The following is a 15,209-nucleotide window of genomic DNA, read 5'->3' as shown; positions in this document are numbered from 1 at the left end:
CCCTTCGCGAGCAAGCCCGCTCCCACATGGGATCTGTGTCGTTCACAAATTCCCCTGTGGGCTTGCTCGCGAAGGCATCAGATCAGGCGGCGGAGGGCCCGCCTTCGCCCGCCAGCTTGCGGTTCAACTGATAACGCCAGCGCACATACAGCAGTGCCGAGCAAAACACCGCCAGGCTTGCGCCCATCTCCAGCAAACCGAAGATTTGCCGGTTCGGGTCATAAGCGGCCAAAGCACCCTTGATGAAATACAGGTTCACCACAAAGCACATCCATGAATGCCCGCGAGGACTGCCGATGATCATGCCCGGCGCCAGTATCAGCAGTGGCACCAGTTCGATCAGCAGAATCACCCATGGCCGGGCGCCATGCAGGTCGGCGATCAGCAGGTAGTAGACGCACAGCAGTCCCACCAGCCCCAAAAAGCACAGCAGGCTGATGACACGCATCGCCCGCACCCGAGGCTCGAGCCAGTCAATGGCAGGGAGTATCTTCGGCTTCCTGGCCATTTCAGTTCTCCAGTTTCTGTGCAGTCTTGGCCAGGCGCATGCCCAGCGCGCGGCACAGCGCCACTTCATGGCTATCCAGGCCGCTTTTGCCGTCGGCACCGGCGTGGTGGCTGGCGCCGTAGGGTGTGCCGCCGCCCTGGGTTTCCAGCAGTGCCGATTCGCTGTAAGGCAGGCCGGTGATCAGCATGCCGTGGTGCAACAACGGCAACATCATCGACAGCAGGGTCGTCTCCTGGCCGCCGTGCAGGCTCGCGGTGGAGGTGAATACGCCGGCCGGTTTACCCACCAGAGCGCCGGTCAGCCACAGGTTGCTGGTGCCGTCGAGGAAGTACTTGAGCGGTGCGGCCATATTGCCGAAGCGGGTCGGGCTGCCGAGTGCCAGGCCGGCGCAGTTCTTCAGGTCGTCGAGGCTGGCATACAGCGCGCCTTCGTCGGGAATCTGCGGCGCAACGGCTTCGCACTCGGTGGAAATCGCCGGCACCGTGCGCAGGCGGGCCTCAAGCCCGGCCTGTTCGACGCCACGGGCGATCTGCCGGGCCATTTCGTTGGTCGAGCCGCTGCGGCTGTAGTACAGAACCAGAATGTACGGTGCACTCATGGCAACAGTTCCAGGATCTGCTCCGGTGGGCGACCGATGACGGCCTTGTCACCGACTTCGAGAATCGGTCGCTCCATCAGTTTCGGGTGGGCGGCGATGGCGCTAATCAATTGCGCTTCGCTCAGGCTGCTGTCGGCCAGATTGAGAGTCTTGTACTCGTCCTCGCCGGTGCGCAGCAGTTGCCGCGCGCTGATCCCCAGCTTGCCCAGCAGGCGCTGGATTTGCGAGGTGTCCAGCGGAGTGTCCAGGTAACGCACCACGGTCGGGGTCAGGCCACGGGCTTCTAGCAGTTCGAGCGCACCGCGGGATTTCGAGCAGCGCGGGTTGTGATAAAGCGTCAGATCGGTCATGAGCGGTTCGCATCTAGCGTAAGGTGGCGGCTATTCTAACTGTGCAGCGCGCAATCCAGAACCGTGAGAGGCGATGGGTCGCAGGCGCATTCAATTTTTGACAAGGAACACGACATGACAAGGCGACTGGCAGCAGCATTGGCGATCATCGGAGCGTTGATGCTGGGGGGCTGCGGGAATGACTATGGCATCGACCAGAATGGTCAGAAGATCGCCGCCGATCGGCTGGACGGCAAATGGCTGGTGCTCAACTACTGGGCAGAATGGTGCGGGCCCTGCCGTACTGAAATCCCGGAATTGAACACCCTGGCCGAGCAACTCAAGGACAAGAAAATCGGTGTGTTCGGGGTTAACTTCGACAACGTCCAGGGTCAGGAACTGAAGGACGCGAGCGAGAAACTGGGGATCAAGTTCACGGTGTTGGCCCAGGACCCTGCCGAATTGTTCGAATTGCCGCGCAGCGAGGCATTGCCGGTGACGTACATCATCGATGACAAGGGCAAGGTGCGTGAGCAGTTGATGGGTGAACAGACGGCGGCGGGGGTGATGGCGAAGCTTGAGGCGTTGCAGGCTAAAAACTGATGTCTTCACTGCGGTGAGCGGGCTTTTGTGGCGAGGGAGCTTGCTCCCGCTCGACTACGAAGTAGTCGCAAAACTGTTCTGCACAGTGAGACTGACAAAATGAGGTGACTGGGTTTAGGGCTGCTTTGCAGCCCAGCGGGAGCAAGCTCCCTCGCCACAGTCATTCATCAGGATGCAGAAGAGGAGGCGATCAACCTTCCTCAAGCCACCAACGCAGCGGCTTGCCTTCGGCTGGCCAGAAGCGGATCTGCTCGATCGGGGAGACGTCCCAGCGCTGGACGTTTTCCAGGGCCTGCAGGAAGCGTTTTTCCTGCTCCATCAGCGCCGGCGCGCACAGTTTGCGGGTGCTGCCGATTTTGCCGAAGGTCAGTTTGTCGCCCTCCAGGGTGTACGGCGCGAACCAGTGGTTGCAGCCGCCATTGCCGTAGGCCCGGCCATCTTCACCGAGCGTGATGGTCAGGTGGCTGTAGTCCATCAGCGGCCGCTCGCCGATCCACTCCAGGATGTAGCTGCGATTGTGTTCAAGCTGCACCGGCTCGGCGGCGCAGCCCAGCAGGCTGGCACCGGCCATCGCGCTCAGAGCGAGGCGTTTCATCACGCGGGCTCCTGGCATTTCGGGCACAGGTGTTTCTCGCCGACGGTAGTCCAGCCCAGCTCGGCAATTCTTGCGGTGGCGGCAGGTTTTTCCGCCTTGTTGCCCAGCTTGGCGTCGACGGCGAACTCGAAGCTCAGCGCTTTGGCGCAGCTGTCGCAGTTCACTTGCCAGGTATGGATCGCCAGTTCGCCGAACACCGGACCGCTGGCCACCGCGACCCATTGGCCGGGCGGATTGATCAGGTGGCGAACCGTTTCGACGGTCAGGCGCATGGACAAGTCCTTGGCGCCCTTGAGGGTCACGACCAGCACGTCGTTGTTGCGAATCGAGCCACCGTTGCCGGTGACCTGATAACGCCCCGGCACCAGGGCGCGGCATTCGGTGAGGGTGTGTTGCGGGTTCATCAGGCTGTAGCGGAAATCGTGTTCGACCATGGGTCCTCCAAATATGCGCGATATGCTAGCACGGGCTTGCATGCCGCATCGCGCAGGCCGATGACCTTCGATCCGTTTCAGTCGCCCGTGACCAGGTTTTCCGGCGTGCCCGCCACCCAGGCGGCGATGTTGCGCAATGTGGTGGTGGCAATCGCGTCCAGCGCTTCGTGGGTCAGAAAGGCCTGGTGCGCGGTGACGATCACGTTACGAAAGGTCAGCAGCCTGGCCAGCACATCGTCTTGCAACGGCAGGTCGGAACGGTCCTCGAAGAACAGTTGCGCCTCCTCCTCATACACATCCAGCCCCAGATAGCCGAGGCGACCGTCTTTCAACGCGTCGATCAGCGCCGGGGTGTCCACCAGGCCGCCTCGTCCGGTATTGATCAGCATCGCGCCCGGTTGCATGTGCGCCAGTGATTCGCGGTTGATCAAGTGCTTGCTCTGCTCGTTGAGCGGGCAGTGCAGGCTGATGATCTGCGATTCGGCCAGCAGTTGCTGCAGGCTCAGGTAGCGCGCGCCCAAGGCTTCGACCTGCGGGTTGGGGTAGGGGTCATAGGCCAGTAACCGGCAGCCAAAACCGTTCATGATCCTGGCGAATGTGGCGCCGATCTGCCCGGTGCCGACCACGCCGACCGTCTTGCCCACCAGGTCGAAACCGGTCAGCCCTTGCAGTCTGAAATCCCCATCGCGGGTGCGGTTGCAGGCGCGGGGCAAGCGGCGGTTGAGTGCGAGGATCAGCGCCACTGCGTGTTCGGCCACGGCGTGAGGCGAATAGGCCGGGACGCGCACGATGGCCAGTCCCAGACGTTTTGCCGTTGGCAAGTCGACGTGGTTGTAACCCGCCGAGCGCAGGGCGATCAGGCGCGTGCCTCCAGCGGCCAGGCGCTCGAGCACTGCCGCACCGAGGTCATCATTGATGAACGCGCAGACCGCTTCATACCCTTGGGCGAGCGCTACCGTGTCGAGGCTCAGGCGCGCAGGCTGAAATTGCAGCTCGATGCCGGCCGGTTGCCCGACCGCGAGAAAGCTGTCGATGTCGTAGTTCTGGCTGCTGAAAAGAATCGTACGCATGATTTCCTCTTTGCCTCGTTCCTGTAGGCGCTGGCTTGCCGGCGATGAGGGGATCAAACGCTACGTTGCCCTTGAGGCCGCCATCGCTGGCAAGCCAGCTCCCACAGAGCTTACGCTGATACTTGATTCCCACGATTGCGCTGCATCAAGCGTTCATTCGTGCGTGAGCTGCCAGGCGATTGATCGCCCGGTCGAGTTCATCGAGTGCCACGCTGGCTTTCGGGTCCTGTTGCTTGAGCAGGGTTTCGCTGCGTTGGCAGGCCGCACGCAATTGCGGTACGCCGCAATAACGCGTCGCGCCATGCAGCCGATGGACCCGTTCGATCAGGGCGTTGTGGTCATTGCTCTGCTGAGCCAAGCGGATGGCTTCGCGGTCAGCCTCCAGAGACGCGAGCAGCATCGCCAGCATGTCTGCGGCCAGATCAGCCTTGCCCGCGGCCAGGCGCAATCCTTCCTCGTGGTCGAGCACCAACAGGTCATGGGCACCGCCGTGCCCGTCGCCGGAGCGCTCCGGGCTGTGATTGCGCAATGCCAGGCCACTCCACTTCAGTACCACCTGGGCCAGTTGTCGTTCGCTGATCGGTTTGGTCAGGTAGTCGTCCATGCCACTTTGCAACAGTGCGCGTTTTTCGTTGGCCATGGCGTGGGCGGTGAGGGCCACGATCGGCAACGGCGTGCAATGCCGTTCGCTTTCCCACTGGCGAATCGCCTCGGTGCTCTGGCGACCGTCCATGCCGGGCATCTGCACGTCCATCAATACCAGATCGAATGTCTCGTTCTGTACCGCCTTGACGGCGGCATAACCGCTTTCCACCGCAAGCACCTTGGCGCCCATGTCTTCGAGCAGGGTCTGCACCAGCATCAGGTTGGCCGGATTGTCATCGACGCACAGCACCTTCGGTGCACGGCTGGACACCGGTTCGCCCGGCTCGCTGCGCATCGGGCGCGGGCTGACCAGGTCAGACAGGGAGCGTCGCAGTTTGCGGGTACAGGCCGGTTTCGCCTGGAGCTGGCTGTGGGGGTTGGGCACGGAAAGGTGGAACAGCGTCTGCTCCGTGGTCGGGCACAGCACCAGCACTTTGCAGCCAAGGTGTTCGAGGTCCCAGATGTGCTGGTTGAGGCGTTCCGGCGGCATGTCGTTGCTGGTGATACCGAGCACGGCGAGGTCGATCGCCTGATCGGTCTGGTGGGCGGCGGTGACGCCATTGGTCAGGTTTTCCAGGGTATTGAACGGCGTGGTGCTCAGGCCACAGTCTTCCAGTTGATGCTGCAACGCCTGCCGGGCCAGTTCGTGGTTTTCCAGGACCGCCACCCGACGCCCGAGCAAGGGCGCGGCGGGCAGGTCTTCGGCATCGTCGCGGGCTTTCGGCAGGCTCAGGCTGATCCAGAATTCCGAGCCTTCCCCGGGGGTGCTGTCGACGCCGATCTCGCCGCCCATCTGTTCGATCAGGCGTTTGGAAATCACCAGGCCCAGGCCCGTGCCGCCAGGTTGCCGCGACAGCGAGTTGTCGGCCTGGCTGAAGGCCTGGAACAGGGCGCGCACGTCCTGGTTGGACAGACCGATGCCGGTGTCCTGGATGCTGATGCGCAGTTGCACGCTGTCTTCGTGCTCTTCTTCGAGCATGGCGCGGGCGACGATGGTGCCTTCGCGGGTGAACTTGATGGCGTTGCTCACCAGGTTCGTCAGGATCTGCTTGAGCCGCAGCGGGTCGCCGACCAGGGACAGCGGCGTGTCCCGGTACACCAGGCTCACCAGTTCCAGCTGCTTGGCGTGGGCGGCGGGGGCGAGGATGGTCAGGGTGTCTTGCAGCAGGTCGCGCAGATTGAACGGAATATGGTCGAGCACCAGCTTGCCGGCCTCGATTTTCGAGAAGTCGAGAATCTCGTTGATGATGCCCAGCAGGCTGTCGGCGGATTTTTCGATGGTTCCCAGGTAGTCGAGCTGGCGTGGGGTGAGCTCGCTTTTTTGCAACAGGTGGGTGAAACCGAGAATGCCGTTGAGCGGCGTGCGGATTTCATGACTCATGTTGGCCAGGAATTCGGACTTGATCCGGCTCGCTTCCAGGGCTTCCTTGCGCGCCAGGTCCAGTTCGATGTTCTGGATCTCGATGGTTTCCAGGTTCTGGCGCACGTCTTCGGTGGCCTGGTCGATGCTGTGCTGCAATTCTTCCTGGGCGTTTTGCAGGGTGCCAGCCATGCGATTGATGCCGGAGGCCAGTTCGTCCAGCTCCTGGCTGCCGAGGGGCGGCAAGCGGGTTTCCAGATGGCCGTCCTTGAGTTGGGCTACGGCCTGCTTGATCTGGCTCAGTGGCCGGTTGATCGTACGACCCATGCGCAGGGCCAGCAGTGCCGCACCGATCAGTCCGGCTGCGATCAGCATCAGGCTGGCGAACAGGCTGCGGTAACCGCGCAACAGCATACTGTTATGGGACAGCTCCAGTTCGACCCAGCCCAGCAGGCGGTCGGCTTCCTCGGGAATCACGTCTCCGGCCAGGTTGCGGTGTTTGCCGAACACCGGCAGAAGATAGCGGGTCGCATCGTTGCCACTGCGGCGCAGCATCTGCATGCCGCTGCCGGAAGGCGTCTGGTTGAGCATGGTCGGGCCGGCGTGGGCCAGCAGCGTGCGGTCGGGAGACAGGAAGGTCACGGCCCGTACGTCAGTTTGTTCCAGGGCCTGGGTGGCGATGCGTTCGAGCAGTTCGTTGTCCTGATGGCCCATGGCTGGCGCCGCCAGGGGAGCCAACTGCTCGGCGATCATTTCGCCGCGCTGCATGAGTTGGGTTTGCAGGTCAGCCTGTTGCATCCAGGTAAAATACCCCCCCAGCACCAACGCCATCAGGCTGGTTGGCAACAGGGTCAGCAACAGCACGCGGCCTTTGATTCCCAGTTTCTTGAGCACGCCTCTCTCCTGCATCCCGCTGTTCATAGACCTGCACATATATCCGTCGTGCAGCACTTGCGCAGTGTAGCGATTTGCTCGCGGGCAATCTTCGTAAAAATGCGGCTGCCGTTCGTCGGCCCGCGCAGGTCATTGGCGATACAGCCAAGCGGTGGGTTGCCCCTGGCGAGGCAATCTTGAATAATCATTCAACTGAGAATTGTTTGCAGATAGTCATGACTCCCATCACTGCCGGTCTCCCCCGAATCCTGTCCATCGAAGACGACCTTGTGCTCGGCGCCTACGTTCATGAGCATCTGGACCGCAGCGGCTTCCAGGTGACCTGGTGCCAGAACGGCCAGGAAGGCCTGGACATGGCCCGGCGGCAACCTTTCGACGTGGTGCTGATGGATATTCTTCTGCCGGGCTTGGACGGTCTGGCGGTGCTGACCCAATTGCGCCAGAGCCATACCACCCCGGTGTTGCTGATGTCAGCCCTCGGTGCCGAGGCCGACCGCATCAGCGGCTTTCGCCTGGGGGCCGACGATTACCTGCCAAAGCCCTTCAGCATGGTGGAGTTGCGGGTGCGCATCGAAGCCATTCTGCGGCGGGTGGCCCTCGACCGCCGCCCGGTCCCCGCAGTGCCAGCCCCTTCGATGGACAGCCTGCGTTTCGACGATGAAAGCTTCGAGGTGTTTTATGGCGAGCAGGCGGGCGGGCTGACCCGCAGCGAGTACCGATTGCTGGAGACACTGCACCGCAACGCCGACGAAGTCTTGAGCAAAGCCTTCCTTTATCAGCAGGTGCTGCAGCGCGGTTACGCGGCCCATGACCGCAGCCTGGACATGCACATCAGCCAGATCCGCCGCAAGCTAAAGGCCATTGGCTACACCGAATGTGAAGTGCGCACCGTCTGGGGCAAGGGTTACATCCTGAGCGCCGCCGATGAAATGTAACTTGCCGGGCAGGCATTCGCTGTTCTGGAAACTGGCCTGTCTATTGGTCGCGTTCTGTCTGCTGATGATCTGGTTGAGTTGGTCCTGGGGCCGTTACATGGAACAGCGCAACCAGTTCCTCTCCGATGAGGCCCGCGGCACCCTGACGCGCTACGCTGCCGAAGCCGAGCAGGCATGGCAGCAGCGCCAGAGCGCCGGTGTCGATGACTGGCTGCAGAGCATGCATCAGCGGGAAAAAGGCTGGGTCGGTGTCATCGACGGTGATTTGCAGTCCTTGAGCAATCAGTCGCTGACGGACAAGGAAGTCGAACGCCTGACTTTTTTACGCGGCCTCGATTGGCCCATCCACAAGAAAGGCCGGCCGTGGATGCGCATACCGTTTCCCGGTGACTCGTCCGCCGGCAGCCTGGTGATCGAGTTGCCCGAACGCTTTCTGCCTGGACAATACCGGGTGTTCTGGCGGGTGATCACCAACGGCGTGATTCCGGGGCTGTTCACTTTGCTGCTGTGCGTCGGGCTCTACCGTTTGCTGGTGGTGCCACTCAACCACTTGCGTGAGCAGGCCAATGCCTGGCGTGCCGATCAACTGAGCGTACGGCTCTCGAGCCGGACCACCAATCGTTCGGATGAACTGGGTGAGCTGGGCAGGGCGTTCGATCACATGTCTGAACGCCTGCAAAGTACCGTGGCCTTGCAGCAGCAACTGCTGCGCGACCTGTCCCACGAATTGCGCACGCCCCTGAGCCGCTTGCGGGTGGCCAGTGAAAGCGAGCAGGGGCTGGAGCTATTGCGCGAACGTATCGGCCGGGAGGTCGATGGCATGCAGCGCCTGGTGGAAGACACGCTGCAGCTGGCCTGGCTGGACACCGAACGCACCCGCCTGCCCGACGAAGCGATCCAGATCCAGGCGCTGTGGGAGATGCTCACGGAGAATGCCTGCTATGAAAGCGGATGGCCTGATACTCGGCTGCAATGCACGGTGGATGCATCCTGCTGGGTGCGCGGTCATCTCAACACCCTGGCTCAAGCGCTGGAAAATATGCTGCGCAATGCGATTCGGCATTCGCCCGAGGGCGGTGTGGTCCTCCTTGGCGGACAGTGCGAGGGTCAATACTGGCATCTGTGGCTGGAGGATCAGGGCGGCGGTGTGGCAGAAGCTGATCTGGAGCGGATCTTCCTGCCCTTCACACGCCTCGACGGTTCGCGGCCGGGGGATGGCGGGTTTGGATTGGGGTTGAGCATTGCCAGGAATGCGGTGCAGCGTCAGGGCGGACAGCTTTGGGCGCAGAACACCGGGATCGGTTTGCGTTTGAATATGCGGCTGTTGGCGGATGTCAGTAGCGCCAGTGACGACGCCTTCGCGGGCAAGCCCGCTCCCACACTGACTGTGTTTGAACCGCGAAACCTGTAGTCACCCCAGCCCCCTGTGGGAGCGGGCTTGCACCGCGAAGAGGTCCTCACTCCCACCACTGCAACCCCTGTTTTTCATGCTCCGAGTGGCACCGCCACTTACCGCTTGCAGCTCGAAGCTTGCCGCTTATTCCCATAAACCATAAGCACCACACTTTGCGTGATATGGCCTTCCGAGGTTTGCCGGTATGATAGGCGCCCCCGCAGTCTGGATTGCGAATACGCCATGACCTTGCAGTACCCAACCATCGCCGATTGCGTCGGCAACACTCCGCTGGTCCGTTTGCAGCGCCTGCCCGGCGCCACCAGCAATACCCTTTTGCTCAAGCTCGAAGGGAACAACCCGGCGGGTTCGGTCAAGGACCGTCCGGCGCTGTCGATGATCACCCGCGCCGAACTGCGCGGGCAGATCCACGCCGGCGATACGCTGATCGAAGCGACCTCGGGCAACACCGGGATCGCCCTGGCCATGGCCGCGGCGATCAAGGGTTACAAGATGATTCTGATCATGCCGGACAACTCCAGCGCCGAACGCAAGGCGGCCATGACCGCCTATGGCGCCGAGCTGATCCTGGTCAGCCAGGAACAGGGCATGGAAGGCGCCCGTGACCTCGCGCAGAAGATGGAAGCCGAAGGTCGCGGCAAGGTACTGGATCAGTTCGCCAACGGTGACAATCCCGAAGCGCACTACACCACCACCGGCCCGGAAATCTGGCGTCAGACCGAGGGCACCATCACCCATTTCGTCAGTTCCATGGGCACCACCGGGACCATCATGGGCGTGTCGCGCTACTTGAAAGAGCAGAACGACAACGTGCAGATCATCGGCCTGCAACCGATGGAAGGCTCGGCGATCCCGGGCATCCGCCGCTGGCCCCAGGAATACCTGCCGAAGATCTACCAGGCTGACCGCGTGGACCGGATCGTCGACATGGCCCAAAGCGAAGCCGAAGACGTGACCCGTCGGCTGGCCCGCGAAGAAGGCATTTTCTGTGGCGTGTCATCGGGCGGTGCCGTGGCGGCAATGCTGCGCCTGTCCAAAGAAGTTGAAAACGCGGTGATCGTCGCGATCATCTGCGACCGTGGCGACCGTTACCTGTCGACCGGCATTTTCGACGCGCCCAACTGATGGCCAAGCATGAAAGAGGCCTGCGCTTCCAGCCCACCGGTGGCAGCAAGGCCCCGCAAATCCCGACCGGCAAAAAGCAGCGCCTGACTATCGAGCGCCTGGCCAATGACGGTCGCGGCATCGCGTTTTTCGAAGGCCGCACCTGGTTCGTCATCGGCGCATTGGCCGGTGAGGAGATTGAAGCGCGTGTGCTCGGCGCCCACGGCAAAGTGGTCGAGGCGCGCACCGAACGGGTGTTCAAGGCCAGCGAATCGCGCCGCCCGGCACCGTGCGCCCATGCCGGCCGTTGCGGCGGTTGCAGCGTGCAGCATCTGCCTCATAACGAGCAACTTGCCCTGAAACAGCGCATGCTCGCCGAGCAGTTGTCGAAGGTCGCGGGCGTCGAACCCGAAGAGTGGGCGCCACCTTTGAGCGGTGCGGAGTTCGCCTACCGGCGTCGCGCCCGCGTGGCGGTACGCTGGGACATGAAGGCGAAAAAACTCGAAGTCGGTTTCCGTGCCGCCGGCAGCCAGGACATCATCGGCATCGATGATTGCCCGGTGCTGGTACAGCCCTTGCAACCGATCATGACCCGCTTGCCGGAAATGCTGCGGCGCTTGAGCAAACCTCAGGCACTGGGGCACGTGGAGTTGTTCAGCGGCTCGACGCTGGCGGTTTTGCTGCGGCACATGGCACCGTTGTCTGAAAGTGACATGACCATCCTCAAGGATTTCTGCGCGTTCCATGAGGCCCAGTTGTGGCTGCATGGCGACGGTGAGCCGCAACCGGTCGAGGCTGACCAGTCGCTGGGCTATCGTCTTGAACAGTGGGACCTGAAGCTGGCGTATCGGCCGGGAGATTTCATCCAGGTCAACGCTGGCGTCAACGAAGCGATGGTTGCCCAGGCGCTGGACTGGTTGAAGCCGAGGGCGGATGAGCGCGTACTCGATCTGTTCTGCGGCCTGGGCAACTTTGCCTTGCCGCTGGCCAAGGCTGCTCGCGAAGTGGTGGCAGTGGAGGGTGTGCAGGTGATGGTCGATCGGGCAGCGGCGAATGCGGCTAGCAACAATCTGCATAACGCGAAGTTTTTTCAGGCCGATTTATCCCAGCCTTTGACGGACGCCGAATGGGCCGCCGAAGGCTTTTGTGCGGTACTCTTGGACCCACCGCGTGACGGTGCTTTCGAGGTTGTGCGCAAGCTCAAGACCCTGGGCGCCGAGCGGTTGGTGTATGTGTCATGCAACCCGGCAACGCTGGCGCGCGACACGGTCGAATTGATCAAGCAGGGCTACCGGTTAAAACGTGCCGGGATTCTCGATATGTTTCCTCAAACGGCACATGTCGAGGCCATGGCGTTATTTGAAGCGAGCTAGGACGCTCGTCTGGTCCGACTGGCCCGCCCGTGCAGCCGCGCACCGAGCCCGACGTGGGCGCACAGGTAACGAAGGTCAGCGATTTGACGCATTGAATCTGCGTCGTAGGGAAGGTAAGCAAGATGGTACAGGTGAGAGCACACCAGCCGATCAACACTGACGGCAGTATCAATCTCGAGGCTTGGCTCGATCACGCGGTGAGTGTCGATCTGGCACTGGATCGCGAAGCCTTGAAGGAAGCCTGCGAGTACGCTCGCGAGGCCGAACAACAAGCCAATGCGGCACAGAATCTGTGGTCGGAAGGTAACTCGACTTTCCGTACCGGACTTGAGATCGCCGAGATCCTCGCCGATCTCAAACTCGACCAGGACTCTTTGGTCGCCGCGATCCTGTATCGAGGCGTACGCGAAGGCCAGATCAAGTTGCCGGCGGTCAGCCAGCGCTTCGGTCCGGTGGTGGCCAAACTCATCGATGGCGTGCTGCGCATGGCCGCGATCAGCGACAGCCTGAGCCCGCGCAAATCTCTGGTGCTGGGCACCCAGGGCCAGGTGGAAAACCTGCGCAAGATGCTGGTGGCCATGGTCGATGACGTTCGCGTCGCCCTGATCAAGCTGGCCGAGCGCACGTGCGCCATCCGTGCGGTGAAAACCGCCGATGACGAAAAGCGCAACCGCGTGGCCCGTGAAGTCTTCGACATTTATGCGCCACTGGCCCACCGCCTGGGTATCGGCCACATCAAGTGGGAACTGGAAGACTTGTCCTTCCGTTACCTGGAGCCGGACCAGTACAAGCAGATCGCCAAGTTGCTCCATGAGCGGCGACTGGATCGCGAGCGCTTCATCAGCGACGTGATGAGCCAGCTGAAAAACGAATTGCAGGCCACCGGCGTCGATGCCGACATCAGCGGTCGGGCCAAACACATCTATTCGATCTGGCGCAAAATGCAGCGCAAAGGCCTGGAGTTCAGCCAGATCTACGACGTGCGTGCCGTTCGTGTGCTGGTGCCGGAAATGCGCGACTGCTACACCGCGCTCGGCATCGTCCACACCCTGTGGCGGCACATCCCGAAAGAGTTCGACGACTACATCGCCAACCCCAAGGAAAATGGCTATCGCTCGCTGCACACGGCGGTGATCGGGCCCGAGGGCAAGGTGCTGGAAGTGCAGATCCGCACCCATGCGATGCATGAGGAAGCCGAGCTCGGCGTGTGCGCGCACTGGCGCTACAAGGGCACCGACGTCAAGTCCGGTTCCAATCACTACGAGGAGAAAATCTCCTGGCTGCGTCAGGTGCTGGAGTGGCACGAAGAGCTGGGCGACATCGGTGGCCTGGCCGAACAGCTGCGGGTCGATATCGAGCCCGACCGGGTCTATATCTTCACCCCGGACGGCCACGCCATCGACTTGCCCAAAGGGGCGACGCCGCTGGACTTCGCTTACCGCGTACATACCGAAATCGGCCACAACTGCCGTGGCGCCAAGATCAACGGGCGCATCGTGCCGCTCAACTACAGCCTGCAAACCGGTGAACAGGTCGAGATCATCACCAGCAAGCACGGCACTCCGAGCCGTGACTGGCTGAACCCGAACCTGGGTTACGTCACCACGTCGCGGGCACGGGCGAAGATCGTTCACTGGTTCAAGCTGCAGGCTCGTGATCAGAACGTCGCGGCTGGTAAAACCCTGCTTGAGCGTGAGCTCAATCGCCTCGGTCTGCCGGCGGTGGATTTCGACAAGCTGGCCGACAAGGCCAACATGAAAACCGCCGAAGACCTGTTCGCCGCCCTCGGTGCCGGCGACTTGCGTCTGGCGCAACTGGTCAACCTGGCGCAGCAACTGGTCGAGCCGGAGCGCGGCAACGAACAGCTGGAATTGATTCCGCGCAAAGCCACGGGCTACAAACCGGGCAAGCGCGGGGATATTCAGATCCAGGGCGTCGGCAACCTGATGACCCAGATGGCCGGCTGCTGCCAACCGTTGCCGGGCGATGCAATCGTCGGTTACATCACCCAGGGTCGTGGCGTGAGCATTCACCGCCAGGACTGCGCCTCGGTGCTGCAGCTGGCCGGGCGCGAGCCGGAGCGGATCATCCAGGTCAGTTGGGGGCCGGTGCCGGTGCTCACCTATCCGGTGGACATCGTCATTCGCGCCTACGACCGTTCCGGTTTGCTGCGTGATGTGTCGCAAGTGCTGCTCAACGAGCGGATCAACGTGCTGGCGGTCAACACCCGCTCGAACAAGGAGGACAACACCGCGCTGATGTCCCTGACCATCGAGATTCCGGGGCTGGATGCGTTGGGGCGGTTGCTGGGGCGGATTTCCCAGTTGCCGAACATCATTGAAACGCGGCGTAACCGGACACCATAAGACATGTAGGAGCGAGCTTGCTCGCGATGGACGTTAACGATGACGCGAGCAATCAGGTTAAACGCGCCGTCCTCAGGTTCTTCGCGAGCAAGCTCGCTCCTACAAAGAGCGGGCAGAGATTGATCGATGTATTCACTTGAAGATTTGCTACACCTGATGAACCGCCTGCGCGACCCGCAGTACGGTTGCCCTTGGGACATCAAGCAAACGTACGCCACCATCGTCCCGCACACCCTTGAGGAAGCCTACGAAGTCGCCGACGCGATCGAACGCGGTGACTTCGATCACTTGCAGGGCGAGCTGGGCGATCTGTTGTTCCAGGTGGTGTATTACAGCCAGTTGGCTCGCGAAGAAGGGCGCTTCGAATTCGTCGGCGTAGTCGACAGCATCACCCGCAAACTGATCCGCCGTCATCCCCACGTGTTCCCCACCGGTGACCTGTATGCGCCTCTGGATGTTCCGCGCCTGAGCGAAGAGCAGGTCAAGCAGCGCTGGGAAGAGATCAAGGCCGAAGAGCGCGCGGAGAAATCTTCGGCACCCGAACAGTTGTCGTTGCTCGATGACGTCCCCGCTGCATTGCCGGCGCTGTCGCGTTCGGCAAAATTGCAGAAACGCGCGGGGCAGGTCGGCTTTGACTGGCCGGACGCCTTGCCGGTGCTCGATAAAGTGCGTGAAGAGCTCGATGAAGTGCTCGAAGCCATGTCCGAAAACGATCCCGAAGCCGTGGCCGACGAGATCGGCGACCTGCTGTTTTCCGTGGTCAATCTGGCGCGGCATCTCAAGGTTGATCCGGAAACTGCACTGCGTGGTGCCAACGGCAAGTTTGAAAGACGCTTTCGTTTTATCGAACAGGCATTGCGCGATACCCGTCGTCCCATGGAAGATTGCACCCTCGAAGAGTTGGACGCCTTGTGGGGCGAAGCCAAACGTCAGGAAAAGAATTTGCCCAGCTGCGGTTGAGCCGTGGCCCAAGTGAGTAAT

General features: G+C 61.9%; 14 protein-coding genes. 7 read left to right on the top strand and 7 right to left on the bottom strand.

Annotated features, from left to right (window positions below):
- Positions 1–82: 82 nt before the first annotated feature.
- Genes AC3WN7_RS17755 through arsC form a run of 3 tightly spaced genes read right to left on the bottom strand, consistent with a single transcriptional unit; the run spans position 83 to position 1,456 of the window.
- Entirely contained in the window at positions 83–508 is a 426-nt protein-coding gene (locus AC3WN7_RS17755; RefSeq protein ID WP_095963693.1) for a DUF2069 domain-containing protein, read from the bottom strand.
- A 1-nt stretch (position 509) separates the two neighbouring features.
- Positions 510–1,106, bottom strand: a complete 597-nt coding sequence (gene wrbA / locus AC3WN7_RS17750) for an NAD(P)H:quinone oxidoreductase (protein WP_095963694.1) — start codon at positions 1,104–1,106, stop codon at positions 510–512.
- Positions 1,103–1,456 (bottom strand): arsenate reductase (glutaredoxin), encoded by a 354-nt coding sequence (gene arsC / locus AC3WN7_RS17745; RefSeq protein WP_095963695.1) that lies wholly within the window; start codon positions 1,454–1,456, stop codon positions 1,103–1,105. The genes wrbA and arsC overlap by 4 nt, the downstream gene beginning before the upstream one ends.
- A 114-nt stretch (positions 1,457–1,570) precedes the next feature.
- Between arsC and AC3WN7_RS17740 the strand changes: the two genes are divergently transcribed.
- On the top strand, positions 1,571–2,038 hold the full coding sequence (locus AC3WN7_RS17740) for a TlpA disulfide reductase family protein (RefSeq protein ID WP_095963696.1): 468 nt from the start codon (positions 1,571–1,573) through the stop codon (positions 2,036–2,038).
- 190 nt (positions 2,039–2,228) lie between these two features.
- On the opposite strand, the gene AC3WN7_RS17735 is transcribed toward AC3WN7_RS17740, so the two are convergent.
- The 4 genes from AC3WN7_RS17735 to AC3WN7_RS17720 form a co-directional block, all read right to left on the bottom strand.
- On the bottom strand, positions 2,229–2,633 hold the full coding sequence (locus AC3WN7_RS17735) for an META domain-containing protein (protein ID WP_095963697.1): 405 nt from the start codon (positions 2,631–2,633) through the stop codon (positions 2,229–2,231).
- Positions 2,633–3,067 (bottom strand): hypothetical protein, encoded by a 435-nt coding sequence (locus tag AC3WN7_RS17730; RefSeq protein ID WP_015096451.1) that lies wholly within the window; start codon positions 3,065–3,067, stop codon positions 2,633–2,635. The genes AC3WN7_RS17735 and AC3WN7_RS17730 overlap by 1 nt, the downstream gene beginning before the upstream one ends.
- A 77-nt stretch (positions 3,068–3,144) precedes the next feature.
- Complete coding sequence (locus AC3WN7_RS17725; RefSeq protein WP_102674706.1) at positions 3,145–4,137, bottom strand: 2-hydroxyacid dehydrogenase; 993 nt, start codon at positions 4,135–4,137, stop codon at positions 3,145–3,147.
- Between the two features lie 145 nt (positions 4,138–4,282).
- On the bottom strand, positions 4,283–7,036 hold the full coding sequence (locus tag AC3WN7_RS17720; protein ID WP_102674705.1) for a response regulator: 2,754 nt from the start codon (positions 7,034–7,036) through the stop codon (positions 4,283–4,285).
- 215 nt (positions 7,037–7,251) lie between these two features.
- Here AC3WN7_RS17720 and AC3WN7_RS17715 point away from each other — a divergent pair, with 215 nt between their 5' ends.
- The 6 genes from AC3WN7_RS17715 to mazG all read left to right on the top strand — a co-directional run bounded on the left by AC3WN7_RS17715 (position 7,252) and on the right by mazG (position 15,188).
- Complete coding sequence (locus AC3WN7_RS17715; RefSeq protein ID WP_095963700.1) at positions 7,252–7,971, top strand: response regulator transcription factor; 720 nt, start codon at positions 7,252–7,254, stop codon at positions 7,969–7,971.
- A complete protein-coding gene (locus tag AC3WN7_RS17710) occupies positions 7,961–9,382 on the top strand; it encodes a sensor histidine kinase (RefSeq protein ID WP_102674704.1) in 1,422 nt (473 codons plus the stop codon). The genes AC3WN7_RS17715 and AC3WN7_RS17710 overlap by 11 nt, the downstream gene beginning before the upstream one ends.
- 225 nt (positions 9,383–9,607) lie before the next feature.
- Positions 9,608–10,510 carry a cysteine synthase CysM gene (cysM, locus tag AC3WN7_RS17705; protein WP_015096444.1) on the top strand — a complete coding sequence of 301 codons (903 nt, stop codon included), beginning with the start codon at positions 9,608–9,610 and terminating at the stop codon, positions 10,508–10,510.
- Positions 10,510–11,862 carry a 23S rRNA (uracil(1939)-C(5))-methyltransferase RlmD gene (rlmD, locus tag AC3WN7_RS17700; protein WP_102674703.1) on the top strand — a complete coding sequence of 451 codons (1,353 nt, stop codon included), beginning with the start codon at positions 10,510–10,512 and terminating at the stop codon, positions 11,860–11,862. The genes cysM and rlmD overlap by 1 nt, the downstream gene beginning before the upstream one ends.
- Before the next feature lie 122 nt (positions 11,863–11,984).
- The gene (gene relA / locus AC3WN7_RS17695; protein WP_015096442.1) at positions 11,985–14,228 is read left to right on the top strand and encodes a GTP diphosphokinase; all 2,244 of its coding nucleotides are present in this window, start codon (positions 11,985–11,987) and stop codon (positions 14,226–14,228) included.
- A gap of 126 nt (positions 14,229–14,354) precedes the next feature.
- Positions 14,355–15,188, top strand: coding sequence for a nucleoside triphosphate pyrophosphohydrolase (mazG, locus tag AC3WN7_RS17690; protein ID WP_095963703.1), 834 nt, complete (start codon positions 14,355–14,357; stop codon positions 15,186–15,188).
- The last annotated feature ends 21 nt before the right edge of the window (positions 15,189–15,209 follow it).

The sequence above is a fragment of the Pseudomonas sp. FW305-70 genome (assembly GCF_058783925.1).
The sequence above is the reverse complement of the archived record's forward strand: the minus strand, read 5'-3'. Positions and strand labels throughout refer to the sequence as shown.

Coding starts and splice junctions, on each gene's coding strand:
- AC3WN7_RS17755 (WP_095963693.1), bottom strand. CDS start 508: ATGGCCAGGAAGCCGAAGATACTCCCTGCCATTGACTGGCTCGAGCCT.
- wrbA (WP_095963694.1), bottom strand. CDS start 1,106: ATGAGTGCACCGTACATTCTGGTTCTGTACTACAGCCGCAGCGGCTCG.
- arsC (WP_095963695.1), bottom strand. CDS start 1,456: ATGACCGATCTGACGCTTTATCACAACCCGCGCTGCTCGAAATCCCGC.
- AC3WN7_RS17740 (WP_095963696.1), top strand. CDS start 1,571: ATGACAAGGCGACTGGCAGCAGCATTGGCGATCATCGGAGCGTTGATG.
- AC3WN7_RS17735 (WP_095963697.1), bottom strand. CDS start 2,633: ATGAAACGCCTCGCTCTGAGCGCGATGGCCGGTGCCAGCCTGCTGGGC.
- AC3WN7_RS17730 (WP_015096451.1), bottom strand. CDS start 3,067: ATGGTCGAACACGATTTCCGCTACAGCCTGATGAACCCGCAACACACC.
- AC3WN7_RS17725 (WP_102674706.1), bottom strand. CDS start 4,137: ATGCGTACGATTCTTTTCAGCAGCCAGAACTACGACATCGACAGCTTT.
- AC3WN7_RS17715 (WP_095963700.1), top strand. CDS start 7,252: ATGACTCCCATCACTGCCGGTCTCCCCCGAATCCTGTCCATCGAAGAC.
- AC3WN7_RS17710 (WP_102674704.1), top strand. CDS start 7,961: ATGAAATGTAACTTGCCGGGCAGGCATTCGCTGTTCTGGAAACTGGCC.
- cysM (WP_015096444.1), top strand. CDS start 9,608: ATGACCTTGCAGTACCCAACCATCGCCGATTGCGTCGGCAACACTCCG.
- rlmD (WP_102674703.1), top strand. CDS start 10,510: ATGGCCAAGCATGAAAGAGGCCTGCGCTTCCAGCCCACCGGTGGCAGC.
- relA (WP_015096442.1), top strand. CDS start 11,985: ATGGTACAGGTGAGAGCACACCAGCCGATCAACACTGACGGCAGTATC.
- mazG (WP_095963703.1), top strand. CDS start 14,355: ATGTATTCACTTGAAGATTTGCTACACCTGATGAACCGCCTGCGCGAC.